This is a genomic window from Stutzerimonas sp. CXK-1, from assembly GCF_057738225.1.
In genome coordinates this window covers 1559973-1576239 of the sequence record NZ_CM173217.1, presented here as the reverse complement: position 1 = coordinate 1576239, position 16267 = coordinate 1559973, and the positions used below count along the sequence as shown (strand labels likewise).

At 65.1% G+C, this 16267-nt stretch carries 17 protein-coding genes; 9 read left to right on the top strand and 8 right to left on the bottom strand.

Annotated features, from left to right (window positions below):
• Positions 1-22 precede the first annotated feature (22 nt).
• Positions 23-1081, bottom strand: coding sequence for an AraC family transcriptional regulator (locus AC0KXH_RS07490; protein WP_488224428.1), 1059 nt, complete (start codon positions 1079-1081; stop codon positions 23-25).
• Positions 1082-1229: 148 nt separating this feature from the next.
• Between AC0KXH_RS07490 and AC0KXH_RS07485 the strand changes: the two genes are divergently transcribed.
• From AC0KXH_RS07485 to AC0KXH_RS07465, 5 genes are all read left to right on the top strand, one after another.
• Entirely contained in the window at positions 1230-1547 is a 318-nt protein-coding gene (locus AC0KXH_RS07485; RefSeq protein WP_061338810.1) for an Mpo1-like protein, read from the top strand.
• A 208-nt stretch (positions 1548-1755) separates the two neighbouring features.
• Complete coding sequence (locus AC0KXH_RS07480; RefSeq protein ID WP_041105983.1) at positions 1756-3144, top strand: adenylate/guanylate cyclase domain-containing protein; 1389 nt, start codon at positions 1756-1758, stop codon at positions 3142-3144.
• Between the two features lie 56 nt (positions 3145-3200).
• Positions 3201-3947 (top strand): helix-turn-helix domain-containing protein, encoded by a 747-nt coding sequence (locus AC0KXH_RS07475; RefSeq protein ID WP_165564182.1) that lies wholly within the window; start codon positions 3201-3203, stop codon positions 3945-3947.
• A 73-nt stretch (positions 3948-4020) separates the two neighbouring features.
• Positions 4021-4356 (top strand): tRNA-binding protein, encoded by a 336-nt coding sequence (locus AC0KXH_RS07470; protein ID WP_061338435.1) that lies wholly within the window; start codon positions 4021-4023, stop codon positions 4354-4356.
• The gene (locus AC0KXH_RS07465) at positions 4353-5228 is read left to right on the top strand and encodes a DMT family transporter (RefSeq protein WP_269262677.1); all 876 of its coding nucleotides are present in this window, start codon (positions 4353-4355) and stop codon (positions 5226-5228) included. Before AC0KXH_RS07470 ends, AC0KXH_RS07465 begins: the two co-directional genes overlap by 4 nt.
• A 5-nt stretch (positions 5229-5233) precedes the next feature.
• Here AC0KXH_RS07465 and AC0KXH_RS07460 read toward each other — a convergent pair whose 3' ends face one another.
• Positions 5234-5518, bottom strand: a complete 285-nt coding sequence (locus AC0KXH_RS07460) for an Rdx family protein (RefSeq protein WP_043219539.1) — start codon at positions 5516-5518, stop codon at positions 5234-5236.
• Between the two features lie 72 nt (positions 5519-5590).
• Between AC0KXH_RS07460 and AC0KXH_RS07455 the strand changes: the two genes are divergently transcribed.
• Positions 5591-7774, top strand: coding sequence for a patatin-like phospholipase family protein (locus tag AC0KXH_RS07455; protein ID WP_061338437.1), 2184 nt, complete (start codon positions 5591-5593; stop codon positions 7772-7774).
• A gap of 1 nt (position 7775) precedes the next feature.
• Here AC0KXH_RS07455 and AC0KXH_RS07450 read toward each other — a convergent pair whose 3' ends face one another.
• Together AC0KXH_RS07450 and recQ are read right to left on the bottom strand one after the other, a co-directional pair.
• Positions 7776-8207 carry a MarR family transcriptional regulator gene (locus tag AC0KXH_RS07450; protein ID WP_041105993.1) on the bottom strand — a complete coding sequence of 144 codons (432 nt, stop codon included), beginning with the start codon at positions 8205-8207 and terminating at the stop codon, positions 7776-7778.
• A 170-nt stretch (positions 8208-8377) separates the two neighbouring features.
• Entirely contained in the window at positions 8378-10504 is a 2127-nt protein-coding gene (gene recQ, locus AC0KXH_RS07445; RefSeq protein ID WP_488224427.1) for a DNA helicase RecQ, read from the bottom strand.
• A 173-nt stretch (positions 10505-10677) separates the two neighbouring features.
• Between recQ and AC0KXH_RS07440 the strand changes: the two genes are divergently transcribed.
• Both AC0KXH_RS07440 and AC0KXH_RS07435 read left to right on the top strand, forming a co-directional pair.
• Complete coding sequence (locus AC0KXH_RS07440) at positions 10678-11265, top strand: UPF0149 family protein (protein WP_041105997.1); 588 nt, start codon at positions 10678-10680, stop codon at positions 11263-11265.
• A 15-nt stretch (positions 11266-11280) separates the two neighbouring features.
• Positions 11281-11691 (top strand): YbaN family protein, encoded by a 411-nt coding sequence (locus AC0KXH_RS07435; protein WP_312570511.1) that lies wholly within the window; start codon positions 11281-11283, stop codon positions 11689-11691.
• A 4-nt stretch (positions 11692-11695) separates the two neighbouring features.
• On the opposite strand, the gene AC0KXH_RS07430 is transcribed toward AC0KXH_RS07435, so the two are convergent.
• Positions 11696-12280 carry a tRNA-uridine aminocarboxypropyltransferase gene (locus tag AC0KXH_RS07430; protein WP_312570510.1) on the bottom strand — a complete coding sequence of 195 codons (585 nt, stop codon included), beginning with the start codon at positions 12278-12280 and terminating at the stop codon, positions 11696-11698.
• Positions 12281-12368: 88 nt separating this feature from the next.
• Here AC0KXH_RS07430 and AC0KXH_RS07425 point away from each other — a divergent pair, with 88 nt between their 5' ends.
• A complete protein-coding gene (locus AC0KXH_RS07425; RefSeq protein ID WP_165563636.1) occupies positions 12369-13040 on the top strand; it encodes a glutathione S-transferase in 672 nt (223 codons plus the stop codon).
• A 24-nt stretch (positions 13041-13064) separates the two neighbouring features.
• Here AC0KXH_RS07425 and AC0KXH_RS07420 read toward each other — a convergent pair whose 3' ends face one another.
• From AC0KXH_RS07420 to cysK, 3 genes are all read right to left on the bottom strand, one after another.
• The gene (locus AC0KXH_RS07420) at positions 13065-13193 is read right to left on the bottom strand and encodes a PA1414 family protein (protein WP_256372458.1); all 129 of its coding nucleotides are present in this window, start codon (positions 13191-13193) and stop codon (positions 13065-13067) included.
• A gap of 196 nt (positions 13194-13389) precedes the next feature.
• The gene (aceK, locus tag AC0KXH_RS07415) at positions 13390-15111 is read right to left on the bottom strand and encodes a bifunctional isocitrate dehydrogenase kinase/phosphatase (RefSeq protein WP_165563637.1); all 1722 of its coding nucleotides are present in this window, start codon (positions 15109-15111) and stop codon (positions 13390-13392) included.
• Between the two features lie 109 nt (positions 15112-15220).
• A complete protein-coding gene (cysK, locus tag AC0KXH_RS07410; protein ID WP_043219512.1) occupies positions 15221-16195 on the bottom strand; it encodes a cysteine synthase A in 975 nt (324 codons plus the stop codon).
• Between the last annotated feature and the right edge of the window lie 72 nt (positions 16196-16267).

Here is a 16267-nt window from a genome sequence, read left to right as displayed (position 1 = left end):
AGGGTCAGAGGAAGCGCCATCGTCAGCGCCTGACAGTTGATATGGCCATTGTGCCCGACGCAGGTTCCTCGCTGTCGCCGCGCAGCGCACGGTATTCACCCGGTGTGAGCCGGTACCAGCGTTTGAAGGCGCGAAAGAACGCGCTCGGGTCGGCAAAGCCGAGCAGGTAGGCTATTTCCAGCAACGCCATGTCCGCCTGCGCCAGGTATTGCCCGGCCAGTTCCTTGCGCGTTTCGTCCAGCAATTGCTGGAAGCTGCTGCCCTCCTCCTGCAGCCGTCGTTGCAAGGTGCGCTCGGACAGATGCAGCGCTTGCGCGACCGCCTCGCGGCGCGGCTCGCCGCCAGGCAGCAACCGGCACAGCACCTGGCGTGCACGATGGGTGGTCGGGTTGCCGGCGAAGCGTGCCAGGTAATCGCCAGCGAAACGATCATGCAGTTGCGCCAGCGCCTCGTTGGCCGTGGGCAGCGGTCGCTCGAGGTCTTCGGCGGCGAACACCAGACGATAGTCTGGCCGGCCGAACCGCAAGGGGGCCTGGAACAACTGCGCATAACGCTGCTGGCTGGCCGGCGGCTCGTCGCGGAACTGCACCTCCAGCGGATGCAGCGCGTCGCCGGCCAGCCAGCGACAGAAGGCCAGGCAGCCAGCCAAGGACGCTTCGCCGGCCTGCCGGCTGGCCGTCAGCGTGTCGCCATGAACGGTCAGCGCCAGGGCATAGGCGCCACCCTCGCGACACAAACGCAAGTCTGCGCCCTCGGCAATGATCCGCTGATAGCGCACCAGCCGCTCCAGACCTTCCTTCAGCGTCCGACTGGCCATCAGCGCATAGCCCACCACATGCAGACAGCCCGGATGGGTGACCTGCGCCAGGTTCAAGCCAATGGAAGGGTCGCCGGATCGCTCGACCGCGCGCCGCCAGAGCCGCGTCATGTCGTCCTGAGCGATGCGTCCGTCGGGGTCGGCCAGGACGCCGTAGTCCAGGCCGAGCTCGGCGAACAGGCTGCGACTGTCGAGACCGGCACGCTCCAGCGCCAGGGCCATGGCGCCGGCCCAGCTGGAGGACGTGGTGCGTAACTGCTTCATTGTTCTTGTTCCGTCGTGCGGTCGGTCGCGGTGCCACAAGGCTACTAAACTGGCACCGGCAGCCACTGGCCTGCAAGCCTGTCGTTGTTAGGGTTACAGGGCCTACCCGACGCGCCGCGTGGCGGCGCCATAACAACAGGAGGTTGCCATGAGCACCCAGACCGCCGAGCGTTTCGCCAGCTTTTCCGAGTTCTACCCGTTCTACCTTGCCGAGCACAGCAACCGGACCTGCCGTCGCCTGCATTTCATCGGCAGTCTTCTGGTGCTTGGCATCCTTGGTTATGCGCTGGCTTCGCAACAATGGCGCTGGCTTCTGGCGATGCCGCTGGCCGGTTATGGTTTTGCCTGGATCGGCCACTTCCTGTTCGAGAAAAACCGCCCGGCCACCTTCAAGTACCCGCTGTACAGCTTCATGGGCGACTGGGTGATGCTGCGCGACATGCTGATCGGTCGCATCCGCTTCTGACCGGCTGTCAGCGCAATCGGCGCTGCCCGTTTGGCGAGCGGGCGGCCCTTGGTTATCATCGCCTGCGCGGTGGCGCGGCCGCTCTGGATCGAAGCTTGCATTCGACGACAGGATGACCGCATCGCACATCCAGACCGTCAGAGATTCGTCGCGGATGGCGATCGAGCGCCGACACGAAGGCGTCGTTAACTTCAGGGAAGCAAGCTAGATGAGCACCATCTCGGCCGAACGCCGGCACGGCCTCGCCACCCGCACGTTGCGTGAATACTATTCGCGCGTCCTGGCCTATCTGGCCTGCGCGGCAACGCTAGCCGCCGGCACCTACACGCAGTTCTTTTCGCTCGACCTGCTGTGGATGGTGCCCTACGCACTGCTCTATCCGCATCTTGCCTACCACCTGTCCTACCGTTTCAAGCGCGACCACGCCGAACGCACCTCGCAGGTCCTGCTCTGCCTGGACGCTTTCAATGCCGGCGCCGGCGTCGTGCTGCTCGATTTCGCGGTGGTGCCAAGCCTGATGTTCATGCTTACCCTGTGCTTCAGCGCGCTGGTGGTGGGCAGCCTGCGACACCTGCTGCTCGCGCTGCTCTGCGCGACGCTGGCCATCGCCGCCGGCTGCCTGCTGACGCCGGTGCAGCTGCTCGGCACCACGCCGCCGCTGGTCTCGCTGGTCAGCGTGCTGGTCACCTCGTTGTACATCTGCGCCACGGCGTACTACGTCCACCAGCAAGGCATCCGGCTGGCCCAGGCGCGCACCGAGATCGAACTGGAACAGGCCAAGGCCGCCCGCCTGGCGCGCAATCTCGCCAAATACCTCTCGCCTCAGGTATGGGAGTCGATCTTTTCCGGCAAGCGCAGCGTGAAACTGGAAACCCAGCGCAAGAAGCTGTCGGTGTTCTTTTCCGACATCAAGGGCTTCACCGAACTGTCCGAGGAGCTCGAGGCCGAGGCGCTGACCGACCTGCTCAACAACTACCTCAACGAAATGTCAAAGATCGCGCTCAAGTACGGCGGCACCATCGACAAGTTCGTCGGCGACTGCGTCATGGTGTTCTTTGGCGACCCCACCAGCCAGGGCGCGAAGAAAGATGCGGTGGCCGCGGTCTCCATGGCCATCGCCATGCGCAAACACATGAAGGTACTGCGCCAGCAATGGCGGGCGCAGGGCATCACCAAGCCCATGGAGATCCGCATGGGCATCAACACCGGCTACTGCACGGTCGGCAACTTCGGCGCCGATACCCGCATGGACTACACCATCATCGGCCGCGAAGTGAACCTCGCCAGCCGGCTGGAAAGCGCGGCCGAAGCCAGCGAGATCCTCATCTCCCACGAGACCTATTCGCTGGTGAAGGACGTGATCATGTGCCGCGACAAGGGGCAGATCAGCGTCAAGGGCTTTTCCCGCCCGGTACAGATCTATCAGGTGGTCGATTTCCGCCGCGACCTGGGCGCAACGTCCAGTTTCGTCGAACACGAACTGCCGGGCTTCTCGATGTACCTGGACACCAACGGCGTGGAGAACTTCGACAAGGAGCGCGTCATCCAGGCGCTCAACCAGGCCGCACAGAAGCTGCGCGACAAGGTCATTCTCTGAGGGAAACGGCGCTACACTCGGCGCCTTGCCCCCAGGAGACCCTGAAGGTGAGTGCCATCCTCTCGCTGCGTCGCTACAAGCACGATGTCATCGCCCACAGCCACGATCATGTCCAACTGGTATTCGGCCTGCGCGGCCGGCTGGACATGGAGATCGCCGGCCGCGGCAACCCCGTGATGCAGCAGATGGTCGCGGTGATTCCGCAGACGACGCACCATGCCTGCGGCAGCCCTGCCGGCAGCGACTGCCTGGTGCTCGACATTCCGGACGATGCCTGGCTCGAACGCCTGGGCGCGGCGACCGAACCCAGCCGACGACTGCTCGAGCGCCCCGCCGTGCACTGCCTCGCTCCGTCGCAACAGCCTCTGCTGGACTGGCTGGCACGCAGCGCAGTAGGCGACCCCCTGCTGGCCAGCCAGGGCGCCGCGCTGCTGCTGACGCTGCTCGCCAACGAGACCTCCAGTCAGATACCTGACTCCGAGCAGCCGCTCCTGCAGCTGTTCGGCTTCATCGATCGCCACCTGGCCCATCCGCTACAGGTCGCCGACCTGGCACGGCAGATCGGCCTCTCGCCTTCGCGGCTGCATGCACGCTTCCTCGCCGAGACCGGCAGCACGCCAATGGCGTTCATTCGCCAGCGCCGCCTGCAGCGCGGCCGCCAGTTGCTGCAGACAACGAGGCTTCCAGTCGGCGAAATCGCCGCGCGGGTCGGCTACGCCTCGCAAAGCGCCTTTACCGCAGCGTTGGCGCGCGCGTTCGGCGATACACCGCGCGCGCTGCGCCGCGAGGCGCGCGACAAATAGCAGGACTGGCGCGACAGACCCGCATGGCCCGGCCTGCCACCATGCGGGCTCCCATGAAAGCAGGAGAACAGCCTTGGAACTCATCGACTGGGCCGACTTCGAACGCGTCGACCTGCGCGTCGGCACCATTCGCAGCGCCAAGCCCAACAGCCGGGCGCGCCAGCCGGCCTACGTGCTGGAGGTCGACCTCGGCCCGCTCGGCATCAAGACGTCCAGCGCGCAGCTGACGGGGCATTACCAGCCCGCCGAGCTGATCGGCCGCCAGGTGCTGTGCGTCTGCAACTTCCCGCCCAAGCGCGTCGCCGGAGTGCGTTCGGATGTGCTGATCACTGGCGTGCATGACGCATCCGGCCGGGTAGTGCTCGCCGGGTTCGAGCTGCCGCTGCCGGCGGGAGCGCGCCTGGCATGACCCCGCGCACCGCCCTGCTGTCGATCCATCTGGGCGCATTGATGTTCGGCCTGTCCGGGATCTTCGGCAAACTCGCCGGCAGCGCCCCGCTGATGATCACCTTTGGCCGCGGCGCCTTCGCGGTGGCGATCCTGCTGCTGGTCGCGCTGCTGCTGCCGCGTAGCGGTGAACGCCCGGACTGGCGTCGCTGCCTGGGTCTCGCCGCTGGGGGGTTGCTGCTCGGCGCGCACTGGCTGACCTTTTTCATCGCGGTCAAGGTCGCGGGCGTGGGCATCGCCACCCTGGGTTTCGCCAGCTTTCCGGCCTTTACCGTGCTGCTCGAAGGCGTGCTGTTCCGCGAGCGCACGCGCCCGGCCGAGTACGCCATGGTCGGCCTGGTGTGCATCGGCCTATTGCTGGTCACACCCTCGTTCGAGCTCGCCAGCACCGCGACCAACGGCCTGCTGTACGGCGTGCTGTCCGGCTTGCTGTTCGCCCTGGTGTCGCTGCTCAACCGGGCCGTGACGCGCGGCATCGACCCGGTGCAGTCGGCGCTCTGGCAGAACCTGACGATAGCGCTCGTCCTGTTGCCCTTCGCCGGCCCGGCAGTCACCAGCGTGCCGCCACGCGACTGGCTCTGGATCGCCTTGCTCGGCGTACTCTGCACCGGCCTGGCGCACAGCCTGTTCGTGGCCAGCCTGAAGGTGCTCAAGGCCCGCACGACCTCGGTGATCTTTGCGCTCGAGCCGGTCTACGGGATCGCCATCGCCTGGTGGCTGTTCGCCGAGCAGCCGAGCCTGCGAATGCTCGCCGGCGGTGCGCTGATCATCATCGCGAGCATTGTCACCAGCCGCCTGAAGAGCTCGTCACCCCCAGAGCCGGGCGTTGCCTGAGCGAATCAGGGGCGGTCGTTGTGACCGAGCGAACGCCCCGGATCGATCTGGTCACGCACCCGCTGCTTGAGCACCTTCGCCTCGGGAAATCCGCCGTCGAGCTTGCGCTCCCAGATCTCCCGGCCATCGCAGGTGATGCGGAACACACCGCCCGTGCCGGGCTCCAGGCAAACGCGACCCAGATCATCGGCAAAGGTCGACAGCAGCTCCTGCGCCAGCCAGGCCGCCCGAAGCAGCCACTGGCACTGGGTGCAATAGGTGATGACGATTTCCGGTCTTGCGGCAGCCATGGCACGGCTCCTGTCGTGGCAGGGGACCTATAATGCCCGACCTCCGCCCTCTCCTGCTCTCTGGGTCGCGCCATGTTCCGCTCGCTGATGATCCTGCTGTTCTGCTGTCTGCCCGCCCTCTCGAACGCGCAGGATGCGCCGAGGACCGGCCTGGTCCTTTCCGGCGGCGCGGCGCGGGGGCTCGCCCATATCGGCGTGCTCAAGGCACTCGAGGAACAGGGCGTGCGCATCGATGCCATCGCCGGCACCAGCATGGGTGCGGTAATCGGCGGGCTCTACGCCTCCGGGTATACGGTAGCCGAGCTGGAACAGCTGGCCCGAACCCTGGACTGGCGTCAGGTGCTGTCCGACGATCCGCCCCGCCCGGACGTCCCCTTCCGACGCAAGCAGGATGACCGCGACTTTCTGGTCAAGCGCAAGCTGAGCTTCCGCGACGATGGCAGCCTGGGCCTGCCGCTGGGGGTGATCCAGGGGCAGAACCTGGCCCTTCTGCTCGAGCGGCTGCTGGTTCACGTGAGCGACACGCGTGACTTCGATCGCTTGCCCATCCCGTTCCGCGCGGTGGCCACCGACATCGCCAACGATCAAAAGGTGATCTTTCGCAGCGGCCATCTGCCCCAGGCGATTCGCGCCAGCATGTCGATTCCCGCCGTGTTCGCCCCGGTGGAAATCGAGGGCCGCCTGCTCGTCGATGGCGGCATGGTCGACAACATCCCCATGGATGTCGCCCGGGACATGGGCGTCGATCGGCTGATCGTGGTGGACATCGGTACCCCGCTGATGCCCCGTGACGAGCTGCTCACCGTGGTCGACGTACTCAACCAGTCGATCACCATGATGACGCGACGCAACTCCGAGGCCCAACTGGCAACCCTGCGCGGCGAGGACCTGCTGATCCAGCCACCGCTGGCGGCCTATGGCTCGACCGATTTCGGCAGCACCGAACAGCTGATGGATGCTGGCTACCGCGCCACGCGTGCACTGGAAGGTCGCCTGGCCGACTGGCGCAGCCCCACCGGCGGCAACCCGGCACTGACATTGGCGCGCAGCGCCGAGCCGCGCGCACCGGTGATAACCGCGATTCGCATCGAGAACGACTCCAAGGTCTCGGACGCTGTCATTCGGCGGCACATCCGTCAGCCGCTCGGCGAGCCGCTGGACCTCGGCGACCTGCAGAAGGACATGGGCACGCTCTATGGCCTGGACTATTTCGAGCAGGTCGAGTATCGCGTCGAGCATGGCCGGAGCGGCAACACCCTGGTGGTCAATGCCAAGCAGAAACGGGCCGGCACCGACTATCTGCGACTAGGCCTGAACCTGTCCGACGATTTCCACGGCGACAGCGTCTACAACATCGGCGCGAGCTTTCGCAAGAACGGCATCAACCAGCTCGGCGCCGAGTGGCTCACGCGCCTGCAACTGGGCGATCGCCAGGAGCTGTTCAGCGAGTTCTACCAGCCGCTCGATGCCGGCTCACGCTGGTTCGTCGCGCCCAATGCCTTTCTCGAGGCGCAGAACGTCGAGGCCATCCTCGACAACGATCCGATCGCCGAATACCGCCTGCAGCGCTATGGCTACGGCCTGAATCTCGGGCGGCAGATCGCCAACAACGGCGAGATCCGCTTCGGCATTGGCCAGGCCTGGGGCGATGCCGACGTGCGGATCGGCGAACGCGATCTGCCCGACTTCAGTTTCAGCGAGGGTTATTACGAACTCCGGTATTCGTTCGACACGCTCGACAATGTCGACTTCCCGCATGAGGGCGAGGACATCGGCCTGACACTGCGGCAATACACGCCGGGTCTCGGCTCGGATGAGCGCTATCGGCAGTGGCAGCTGCGGCTGGACAAGGCCCTCAGTCACGGACCGAACACCTGGGTGCTCGGTGGCCGCTACGGCCGCACGCTGGACGACGCCGAGGTGGTCACTTCGAGCTTCCTGCTCGGCGGTGCGCGTCAGCTGTCGGGTTTTCGCCAGGATGCCGTCGCCGGGCAGAACATCAGCCTTGGCCGGGTCGTTTACTACCGGCGCATGACGCCACGCGCATTTCTGCCGCTGGATTTCCCCGTGTACCTCGGCGCCTCGCTGGAGCGCGGCCGGGCCTGGAACGAGGGCAACGCGTTCGATAGCGGCTATATCAACGCCGGCAGCGTCTTTCTGGGCTACGACACGCCATTGGGCCCGCTCAACATCGGCTACGGCGTGAACGACGAGGACGAGCAGGCGCTTTACCTCGACCTCGGCCGCAGCTTCTGACTCAGCGCTTGTTGAGGTTGGCCAGGATGCGTGCGTGGACCTGCTGGCATTTGCGCAGGTCCTCCTCCGGGATACCGGCGAACAGCTCTTCGCGGACCTGCGTGGAGATCGCTTCGATCCTGCGGATCAGCGGCAGCGCCGGCTCGCCGAGGGAGATCCGCTTGGCGCGCCGATCCTCGGGCGAAGCCTGACGGTGCACCAGGCCCTGCGCCTCGAGACTGTCGAGCAGGCGTGCCAGGGTCGGCCCTTCCACGGCGACGCTCTGCGCCAGCTCGCGCTGGGTGGGGAGATGATCAAAACGGGCGAGGTGCAGCAGAACCAGCCAACGGGCCTGTGAGAGGCCCAGGTCGGCCAGACGCCGATCCAGTTCGGCGCGCCAGCCACGCGACAGTTGAGCCAGCTGCATGGCAAAGCGGTGTTGCTCGGTAAACATGAGGTCTGGGTTTCCAGAATTGCTAATTATTAGCGAGCTAACCACAGCCTCGAAACGCAGGCAAGACTACCAATGGCGTGATGCAATCAGCGCCGATGGCCACCCACTGCTGCAGCGCGCTACAGAGCAGGCGTAGCGGCACATTGCCCCTGCAGGTCTGACGCAGCCGGTTACAGTTCGAACTCCGCCTGCAGGGCCGCACGCACGCAATACAGCACCGCATCGGGCACGCGGCCGGTGAATAGCGGGGCCACCTCGGCGACGCCGGGAAGCTCGCCTTCGCCGTCGAGAAAAGCCGCCTGGATTTCCTCGAGCAGCGCCTCGGGCAAGTCGAGTGCCTGCTCCAGGCTCAGCTGCTGCGCACTGATGGCTTCGGCGAGCATGGCGTAGACATTCTTCTCGGTGCAGTCGAGCTGCCGCGCGATCTGCGTTGGCGTCATGCCGGAGCGAGCCAGCGAAACGAGTTCGTGGCGCAGATCGCCGGCACTTCGCTCGACGTTGGCACCGCCCTGCAGCACATCGAGAAACGCCTGGCCGTAGCGCTCGAGCTTGCGCGCACCGACGCCGCTGACCCCAGCCATGTCGGCAAGCGTGCGCGGGCCGCTACGCAGCATTTCCAGTAGCGTCGCATCCGGAAAAATCACATAAGGCGGCACGCCATGCTCTTCGGCCAGTTTGCGACGCAAGCTGCGCAGCGCTTCCCAGGTCTCGCGCTCCTCCTGGCGGACAAGGCTGCTGGCGGGGCTGGCACCGCTGCGCGGCGCCTTGCTCGCGGCGGGTTCGCGACGCAGCTCCAGGCGCACCTCACCACGCAGCAACGGCCTGCAGCTCTCGCTCAGGCGCAAACCGCCGTAGCCCTCGAGATCGACGTCTGCCAGACCGCGCGCGACCAGCTGACGAAACAGCGTGCGCCATTCGCCTTCGGAGAGCGTCTTGCCGACGCCGAACACCGAGAGCTGCTGATGGCCGAAGCTGCGGATCTTCTCGTTGTCCTTGCCAAGCAGGATGTCGACCAGATGGCCAACCCCATAACGCTGTCCGCTGCGGTAGATCGCCGACAGCGCCTGACGAGCCGGCTCGGTGGCATCCCAGGTCTGCACACCATCGACGCAGTTGTCGCAATGGCCACAGGGCTCGGCAAGCACCTCGTCGAAATAGGCCAGCAGTGCCTGTCGCCGGCAGCGCGTCTCCTCGCACAACGCCAGCATGGCGTCGAGCTTGTGCAGCTCGACACGCTTGTGCTGTTCATCACCTTCGGAATTGGCCAGCATCTGTTTGAGAAAGACCACGTCCTGCAGGCCATAGGCCATCCAGGCATCGGCCGGCAGGCCATCGCGCCCGGCGCGCCCGGTTTCCTGGTAATAGGCCTCCAGCGACTTGGGCAGGTCCAGGTGAGCGACGAAACGCACGTTGGGCTTGTCGATGCCCATGCCGAAGGCAATGGTTGCCACCATGATCAGGCCTTCCTCATTGAGAAAGCGCTTCTGGTGATAGGCGCGCAACTCGTTGGGCAGCCCCGCATGGTAAGGCAGCGCCGGAAAGCCCTGGGCGGAAAGAAACTCGGCGACCTCCTCGACCTTCTTGCGCGACAGGCAATAGACAATGCCGGCATCGCCGCGACGCTCGGCGAGAAAGCCCATCAGCTGCTTGCGCGGCTGGTCCTTGGGCAGGATGCGGTAGAAGATGTTTGGCCGATCGAAGCTGGACAGAAAGCGCTCGGCATCCTGCAGATGCAGGCGCCGAACGATCTCCTCGCGGGTCCGCTTGTCGGCAGTGGCCGTCAGCGCAATGCGCGGCACCTCGGGAAACAGCTCGGCAAGCTGGCCAAGCTGCAGGTACTCGGGGCGGAAATCGTGGCCCCACTGCGACACGCAATGCGCTTCGTCGATGGCGAACAGCGCAATGTTCAGTCGCTGCAGAAAGGCCAGCATGCGCGGCTGCACCAGGCGCTCGGGTGCCAGGTACAGCAACTTGATCTCGTTGCGGCGAATACGCTCGGCGATCTCGCGCTGCGCGTCGGCCTCGAGCATGGAGTTGAGCGCTACCGCCGGCACGCCGAGTTCATCCAGCGTGGCGACCTGATCCTCCATCAACGCGATCAACGGCGAGACCACCACGGCCAGCCCGTCACGCAACAGCGCCGGAACCTGGTAGCACAGCGACTTGCCCCCGCCGGTCGGCATCAGCACCAGGGCGTCGCCACCACGGGCGACCCGCTCGATGATCGCCGCCTGATTGCCGCGAAAGGCGTCGTAGCCGAAAACGTCTTTGAGGATGCGTTGTGCCTGGTCGAGCATGCCGGTCTCCGAAACAAGGCGCGCAGTATACGTCAGGTGCCGCCCCGGGTCCGCCGACGGGCTGCCGCCGGTCGTGCCGCAGCCCTCGTATAGCGCTCGTCGGGCCGGCGAGTGGCCTCTGCTTCGCGGCTCGTCTAGAATCCGCCTGAATTCGTCCCCCAAGGTAGTTCCCGATGTCTTTCGCTGAGCAACTCACCCGCCTGCAGGTCTTTCTCGACGCCGATGACCTGCATGAGGAAGCACTTGATTACATCGCCGCGCATGGCTACCTGACCGCCCTGTCCATCTGCTCCGAGCAGGTACCGGAGCGCGAGTGGATCGACGCGCTGTTCGCCGAGCCGCCGCACTATCAGGACGACACCGAGCGCGAGGCCATCGAGGCCACGCTGGTTCAGCTCAAGGCGCACATTGCCCGCCAGCTCGCCAGCGACGAGGACATGGAGCTCCCCTGCGAACTCGACCTCGGTGACGAGCCGGACGAATCCGACCTTCGCGGCTGGTGCATCGGCTTCATGGAAGGCGTTTTCCTGCGCGAGGAAGCCTGGTTCGAGGAGGCCGAAGAGGAAGTCAGCGAATTGCTGCTGCCGATCATGGTGGGGTCCGGCCTGTTCGATGAGCAGCCTGAGTTCGCCGAGATCGCGGCCAGCTCCGAACTGGTGGCCGAGATGGTGTCGCAAATTCCGGAAATCCTCACCGCGCTGTACCTGATCTGTCATGCGCCCGAGGAAAAACCGGCCCTGCTCAAGCCTCGGCGCCACTGACACAAGGCCAGCGCCATGGCCCACCGCGACGTGCAGCGCTATCGCAACCCGGTGTTGCGCTATGCGCTGCTGACGGTAGGCTGGCTGGCGGTCGGTCTCGGAGTGATCGGCATCTTTCTGCCGGTCCTGCCCACCACTCCCTTTCTCTTGTTTGCCGCCGCCTGCTTCGTGCGCAGTTCGGAGCGGTTCTACCTGTGGCTGGTGAACCATCCGAGCCTGGGGCCCTGGTTTCGCGATTACCTGGAAGGCAATGGCATTCCGCTACGCGGCAAGGTCTACACGCTCGTGCTGATGTGGGCCAGCATCGGCCTGTCATGCTGGCTGGTACCGCTGTTCTGGGCACGTATCGGCATGCTGCTTAGCGCGTCACTGGTGACGCTCTACATCCTTCGCCTGAAGACACTGGACGTTTCTGCCCGCCCCTGAGTCGCTAGCCCGGCGCATCGGGGTGATGTCGCCGGTAAAGCTCCTCGCCCATTGCACTGATCTGCCCGTCGATCAGAGCGTCGAACGGCCGCAACAACGCATCGAAGCGCTGCGTACCTTCCAGCAGGTTTAATGCGGTCGCGATCGCCTCCACTGTCGCCAACGCGCCCGGCTCTGGCGCCTTGCGCAAACGATAGCGCGAGGCCAGCCCTTCCGGCAGGGCAATGCGCGGCAGCGCCGCCAGCCAGGGATTCAGATAGAGCAGCTTTCTCGCCTTGCGCCAGGTGCCATCGGGCACGATCAGGCGCAGCGGCCCGGAGGCAGCCAGCGACGACGGCGCGAGCGCATCATCGGCAGGAAACAACAGGTAGCTTGGCAACTCGTCCGCCGGCGGCGCAAAGCTCTCGCCAACGCGCAGCTCGGCATTGCGCAGCCCGAGCGCAGCCAGGCGCGCCGTATTGAGCGCATGCCGTGCCTCGCTTGGGTGCTGCAGAATCAGGACCTGCACGTGGCTCTCGAGCGATGGGATCAGCGCGCACAGACAGCGATCGGATGGGCGTTGGCAGCGGGAGCAGGACGGTCGGGACACGGTTCACCTCGGCGGCGAGTCTGCCACAGCCGGGCCGGAGCCGGCAGAGCGTCTATGCTTGCAGCCGCACCCTTCGCCGAGAATCCGCATGATCACCGTCCACCATCTGGAACATTCCCGCTCGCACCGCGTGCTCTGGCTGCTCGAGGAGCTAGGGCTCGCCTACGAGCTACGCCGCTATGCGCGCGACCCGGATACCCTGCTCGCCCCGGCCGACCTCAAGGCGGTGCACCCGCTCGGCAAGTCCCCGGTCGTGACCGATGGCGACCTGACTGTCGCCGAGTCTGCGGCGATTCTGGAGTACCTGTTGGATGCGCATGGTGAAGGCCGTCTGCGGCCTTCACCGGGTACGCCGGCTTATCTGCGCTATCGCTACTGGCTGCACTACGCCGAGGGCTCGGCCATGCCGCCGTTGCTGCTACGGCTGGTATTCGATCGCGTGGCGCAGGCGCCGATGCCGTTCTTTGTCCGACCTATCGCAAAGGCGATCGCCACCAAGGCCAACAAGGCCTTCATCGGCCCGCAGTTGGACCTGCACCTGGATTATATGGAGGCCGAACTGGCCAAGACCCGCTGGTTCGCCGGCGACGAATTCAGCGCGGCCGACATTCAGATGAGTTATCCGATCGAAGCGGCCGCTGCCCGGGCCGGCCTGAACGAGAGCCGCCCGCGACTGATGGATTATCTGGCACGCATCCAAACGCGTCCGGCTTACCAACGGGCAACCGAACGCGGCGGACCGCCAATCCCCGGGCAGTGAACGCCGCCCCGCGGCGGCGGCAGCTCAGCGGCGACGCGGCCGGGCGGCGGCGTCGCGCTGGGCACGTACCGGGATCGGCTGCATGCGCGGCGGCTCGACCAGCCCGAGGGCGACTGCCATTTTCCAGATGATTTGATTGAGCCGTGCTTTCATGGTCGAACCCTCCTGCTTGAAACGGGTCACAGCGCAGCCATGCTGGCTTTTACCGAGCATAATCCAAGTTTCGATGCCTCGCCTGCTTCCCTTTCGCGCTACGGCGGCTCGTGCCCCGGCGTTGTATTACCGGCCTTTTCAATTGCGACCGGCGGCCGGCCCAGGCGTTCAGCACCTCTTCAACCGGCGAGCCTCATCACTGTCTTTCGCCGCGCCGGCGATAAGGAAAGACATCAATCACCTTGCCGGCCAGAATTGCCTGTTGCAGGCCTTTCCAATAGTCCGCGTCGTACAGTTCGCCATGCAACTGGGCGAACAACTGCCGTAGCCGGGCATCGGTAAACAGAAAGCGCGGGAATTCCTCGGGAAAGACGTCGTTCGGCCCCACCGAGTACCAGGGTTCGGAGGCCAGCTCGTCCTCCGGGTAGCGCGGCGGCGGGATATGACGGAAGTTCACCTCGCTGAGGAAACAGATCTCGTCGTAGTCGTAGAACACCACGCGTCCATGGCGCGTGACGCCGAAATTCTTCAGCAGCATGTCGCCGGGGAAGATGTTCGCCGCCGCCAGCTGCTTGATCGCCAGGCCGTAGTCATCCAGCACCTCGCGCCGCTGCTGTTCGCTGGCCGTTTCCAGATAGATATTCAGCGGCGTCATGCGTCGCTCCGTCCAGCAGTGCCGCACCAGCACGCTGTCGCCCTGGACCTCGACCGTCGAGGGCGCGACCTCGAGTAGCTCGGCCAGGCACTCGGGCTCGAACTTCGCTTTGGGAAAGCGGAAATCGGCGAACTCCTGCGTATCGGCCATGCGCCCGACTCGATCGACACTCTTGACCAGCCGGTACTTCTCGATGACCGTTGCGTGGTCGACCATCTTCGTCGGCGAGAAGCGGTCCTTGATGACCTTGAATACCGTGGTAAAGCCCGGCAGCGTGAACACACTCATCACCATGCCACGCACGCCTGGGGCCATCACGAAACGGTCGTCCGTATTGGCCAGGTGATTGATCAGCGCCCGATAGAACTCCGACTTGCCGTGACGGTAGAAGCCGATGGAGGTATACAGCTCGGCGATGTGCTTACCCGGCAGGATGCGCTTGAGAAAGCCGATGAACTCAGCCGGGACCGGCACCTCGACCATGAAGTAAGAACGCGTGAAGGAAAAGATGATCGACACTTCCGCCTCGTCCGTGATCGCACCGTCGGCAATGATCCCCTCGCCTTCGCGGTGGATCAGCGGAATCGCCAGCGGCCACTGCTCATCGGGGGTGAAGATACGCCCGATGAGATAAGCGCCCTTGTTGCGGTAGAGCACCGAGACGAACAGCTCGACCGTCAGCTCGGGGTCCTTGCACACCCAGTCGGGCAGCGATTCGCACAGCTGCGCATGCAGCTGACGCAGATCGCTGGCCCGGTCGACATAGGGCACCGCGAACGCGTAGTCGTCGAGTATCCGTTCGAGCACGCCAAGCAGGTCGCCGTTCGGCCTGTAGCTGCGCGTCTGCGCCACCCGTTCGCGTCCGGTCGCCGACGGCCGGGTGGTGTGGATGAACATGGTGCCATCGCTGATGCAGTCGTGGCTGAACAGCCCGCAGAAGATCGAGTTGTACCAGGTCTCCGACAGCTCGTCGTCAAAGCGCGGATCGATCAGTTCTATGTAGGCGCTCTTGACCTGCGGCCAGCGCTCGACCTGCAGCAACTCATCGCGCGCGAAGGTCGTGAGCAGCCCGTCGCGCGTCTCGCTGACCTTCTTTTCATAGAGGTTGATCCGCTCGGCGGAGGCGCGCTGCGCCTCCTGCCAGTGAGCGCCTTCGAAGCGCGCCCGCGCGCCCTCGGTGATCAGGCGAAAGCACTCGCGATAATCGTCGAAGCCAAGGAGTATCTGCCGGGCAATCTCGGTCGCGGGCCATTGCGTCGCCATGCGGGAACCTCAGGAAATCATCAGCCGAGCTTAGCCAGCCATCGGCGGCCCGAAAAGCCGGAACACGACGAACCCGGCCAACGGGCAGCGACAGCCGGCCGCTGCGTGTTTACTGCACCAGTTCCTGCTCGCTGAACATGTCGGCAAACAGCATCGAGGACAGGTAGCGTTCGCCCGAGTCGGGAAGGATCACCACGATATTCTTGCCTTGCATTTCCGGCCGCTCAGCCAGACGCACCGCGGCGGCCATCGCGGCACCACCGGAAATACCACAGAGAATGCCTTCCTCGCGCATCAGGCGCAGCGCCATGCTCTTGGCTTCCTCGTCGTCGACCTGCTCAACGCGGTCGACGATCGACAGGTCGAGATTTTTCGGCACGAAGCCGGCGCCAATGCCCTGGATCTTGTGCGGGCTGGGCTTGACCTCTTCGCCCGCCAGGGTCTGGCTGATCACCGGCGAGCCGCTCGGCTCGACCGCGACGCTGAGAATCTGCTTGCCCTTGCCGTGCTTGATGTAGCGCGAGATGCCGGTGATGGTGCCGCCGGTGCCAACCCCGGCTACCAGCACGTCGACGCCACCGTCGGTGTCGTTCCAGATTTCCGGACCTGTGGTCTTTTCATGGATCGCCGGGTTGGACGGGTTTTCGAACTGCTGGGGCATGTAATAACGCGTCGGATCGGATGCGGCGATCTCCGAGGCCTTGTCGATCGCGCCCTTCATGCCCTTGGCCGGCTCGGTCAGCACCAGCTCGGCGCCGAGCGCCTTGACCACCTTGCGCCGCTCAAGGCTCATCGAAGCCGGCATCGTGAGAATCAGCTTGTAGCCTCGCGCCGCCGCGACGAAGGCCAAGCCGATGCCCGTATTGCCCGAGGTCGGCTCGACGAGGGTCATGCCGGGTTTGAGCCGGCCACTTTCCTCGGCATCCCAGATCATTCCCGCGCCGATGCGGCACTTGACCGAATAGGCGGGGTTACGGCCTTCGATCTTGGCCATGATGCTGACGCCCTTGGGCCCTAGGCGATTGATCATGACCAGCGGCGTATTGCCGATCGAACGTGCGTTGTCTGCGTAGATGCGGCTCATCGGGTGTCCCTTCAGAAGAATCAGATCAGGCCGGAAAGCCTATGCCCAGCCGGGGCGGTCGTCCAGCCGAAC